The organism is Photobacterium lucens (genome assembly GCF_009873615.1).
GTDB classification, from domain to species: domain Bacteria; phylum Pseudomonadota; class Gammaproteobacteria; order Enterobacterales; family Vibrionaceae; genus Photobacterium; species Photobacterium lucens.
The window spans coordinates 1-1,507 of record NZ_SSMG01000291.1; the positions used below are offsets into that span (position 1 = coordinate 1).

General features: G+C 37.6%; 1 protein-coding gene. It reads left to right on the top strand.

Features of this window, described 5'->3' with window-relative positions; all coding sequences use genetic code 11:
- Positions 1–234 precede the first annotated feature (234 nt).
- A complete protein-coding gene (gltS, locus tag E5A76_RS12640; protein WP_053989550.1) occupies positions 235–1,461 on the top strand; it encodes a sodium/glutamate symporter in 1,227 nt (408 codons plus the stop codon).
- The last annotated feature ends 46 nt before the right edge of the window (positions 1,462–1,507 follow it).

The following is a 1,507-nucleotide window of genomic DNA, read 5'->3' on the forward strand; positions in this document are numbered from 1 at the left end:
TTTATTGATTGTTAAAAGTCAACAAACAACCATTTTTTAAAAAACAATTTATTAACAAAAAGGAAAATAAAAAATAACCAACATCTCTATTATTGATAAATATATTCGATAATAGATACAATTAATCGATTATATTCTTAATTGCCTACTATATTAAGTAATAAATAGCAATATGGTAAGAACGGCTTTTACACGTTAAAATTACCATCAAAGAAATACAATAGAAGATTATCGATGAACACAACTATTCAAATTAATGAGCTCGAATCATTGCTCATAGCAATAATCGTGCTTTTTCTCGGTTACTTTATTAACAGCAAAGTTGCGTTTTTAAGAAAATATAATATCCCAGAGCCTATTGTTGGTGGCTTGGTTGTTGCCGTTGTTATTACTATTTTCCATTTCCAAGGTTTTGACATTGTTTTCAAACTCAGCATGAAAGATGCGCTAATGGAAATGTTCTTTGCAACTGTTGGTTTAGCTGCGAGTTATAAATTATTAGCGAAGGGTGGATCCCGCGTATTCCTTTTCTTAGCGCTAGCCACTGTTTTTATCGTTATCCAGAATGCAGTAGGCGTAAGTTTAAGTAAGCTACTTGGCCTAGATCCTTTACTTGGTCTTGTGGTTGGTTCTATTACCCTATCAGGTGGTCATGGTACAGGTGCCGCTTGGGCACAAACCTTCTCTACGGATTACGGCTTAAATACGCTTGAGCTTTCTATGGCTTCAGCAACCTTTGGTTTGATTATGGGTGGTATCATTGGCGGACCTGTTGCACAGCGTTTGATCAACAAATACAACCTAAAATCTGATTTTGGTGAGAGTGGTAACCACCACATCGATCACCCAGATCTTGTGACGTACAGTGATAAAGAAGAAGATCGCATTACTTCAAAAAACACCATTGAAGTTCTGTTTATTCTACTTCTTTGTGTAGCTGGTGCATCACATGCTAAAGACTTTGTAGATAGCTTTGGCATCAGCGCACTACGTATCCCTGAGTTTGTGTACGCGCTATTTATCGGTGTGTTTATTACTAACTTATGTGAAGGTACTAAGTGCTACAAAATCAACAAGGAAACTGTTGATGCATTAGGTACAATTTCGTTATCCCTATTCTTAGCAATGGCACTGATGAGTCTGCATTTATGGGAGCTAATGGATCTTGCACTACCAATGCTTGTTATTCTTGTTGTACAGACTGTCGTACTCGCCCTGTTCACTTACTTTGTTACATTCCGTGTAATGGGTAAGAACTATGACGCTGCAATCATTGCCGGTGGTCACTGTGGCTTTGGTATGGGTGCAACACCAACAGCTGTAATGAACATGGGTGCGCTAGTATCTCGTAATGGCCCATCACCACAGGCCTTTATGGTTGTGCCTATTGTTGGTGCATTCTTTATTGATATTACGAACCTTCTAGTGCTTCAAGGTTATATTAGTTTCCTTGGTCACTAATAATTCGTGATAAGCAAAAATATACCATTAAGGGGAAAGAGAAATC

What these genes read in the sequence shown, in the direction of transcription:
- gltS (WP_053989550.1), top strand. Translation starts at nt 235, where the DNA reads ATGAACACAACTATTCAAATTAATGAGCTCGAATCATTGCTCATAGCA.